We start from the raw sequence: 1,287 nt of genomic DNA on the forward strand, positions 1-1,287 counted from the left end.
GCCTACATGAAGCCGGAATTGCTAGTAATCGCGGATCAGCATGCCGCGGTGAATACGTTCCCGGGCCTTGTACACACCGCCCGTCACACCACGAGAGTTTGTAACACCCGAAGTCGGTGGGGTAACCAATAGCATTTGCAAAAATGCGACGGAGCCAGCCGCCTAAGGTGGGACAGATGATTGGGGTGAAGTCGTAACAAGGTAGCCGTATCGGAAGGTGCGGCTGGATCACCTCCTTTCTATGGAGTAACTAACTCTAATCGACGAACAACCTCGGTTGTTTGACGCTTCGGTTCTTTTGTTCAGTTTTGAGAGAACTCAAAACTCTCAGATTTAACTAAAAGCTTTTGCTCCTGTGTCTACGAGTAACGCTACGAAGTGAGCTTCCTCGGAGCAAGGCAGCATGAAGCGGAAACTGAATGTGTTACATGATGGAAGTGAAGTCAGTAGCCTTGTTCAGTTGTGAGAGTGCTCAAAACTCTCAGATTATATTTAAGTTGATACGTTACATCTGATAAATGGTCTCGTTGATCGAGATGGTTTCTTTTTTGTCGGATAAATGGTGGGGGCCTGTAGCTCAGCTGGTTAGAGCGCACGCCTGATAAGCGTGAGGTCGGTGGTTCGAGTCCACTCAGGCCCACCATAGTACGATATCGGGGCCTTAGCTCAGCTGGGAGAGCGCCTGCTTTGCACGCAGGAGGTCAGCGGTTCGATCCCGCTAGGCTCCACCAATTTCTTAATAGGCTCACTGATGGAGATGTCATCGAATTCAGTAGTCAGGTTCTTTGAAAACTAGATCATGGAAGAAACAATGTTTGTTTCATCGGTGTTTTGTGAAAACAAAACGAATGATTCAAACGGACGTCAAGAATTCACATTTTTATGATGTTTTTTTCTTCATTGAAAAAACATCTATGACAAAGAGACACAAATCTTTCGAGGAAGCAAGTGGCTGAAGAATGGAACGTAGTCGTCTACGTGACATGACCGAAGACACGAAGCTGACGAAGAAGGACACCGTGGATCTAACGTCATGATTTGGTAAAGAGAACCGAGAAGAACGAGAACATGAAATTCTGGAGACTCGCAGCGTACACCCGTACGTGAGAATCGGAAGAATGAAATGGACGAAGGTATTCGAAGGTGATCTGTAGCCAAAATGGTTAAGTTAGAAAGGGCGCACGGTGAATGCCTTGGCACTAGGAGCCGAAGAAGGACGCGACGAACGGCGAAACGCCTCGTGGAGCTGTAAGTAAGCTTTGAAGCGGGGATATCCGAATGGGGGAA

The 1,287-nt window shown here is 47.4% G+C and carries 2 tRNA genes and 2 rRNA genes; all 4 read left to right on the forward strand.

The features are described 5' to 3' along the window. A 16S ribosomal RNA gene (locus MW695_RS22105) occupies window positions 1-239 on the forward strand; the annotation flags it as partial. A 327-nt stretch (window positions 240-566) separates the two neighbouring features. Then, a tRNA-Ile gene (locus MW695_RS22110) sits at window positions 567-643 on the forward strand. A 12-nt stretch (window positions 644-655) separates the two neighbouring features. After that, window positions 656-731, forward strand: a tRNA-Ala gene (locus tag MW695_RS22115). A gap of 430 nt (window positions 732-1,161) precedes the next feature. Continuing rightward, window positions 1,162-1,287 (forward strand): 23S ribosomal RNA (locus MW695_RS22120); the annotation flags it as partial.

This window comes from Halalkalibacter sp. APA_J-10(15) (assembly GCF_023017105.1).
Lineage (GTDB): Bacteria > Bacillota > Bacilli > Bacillales > Bacillaceae_D > Halalkalibacter.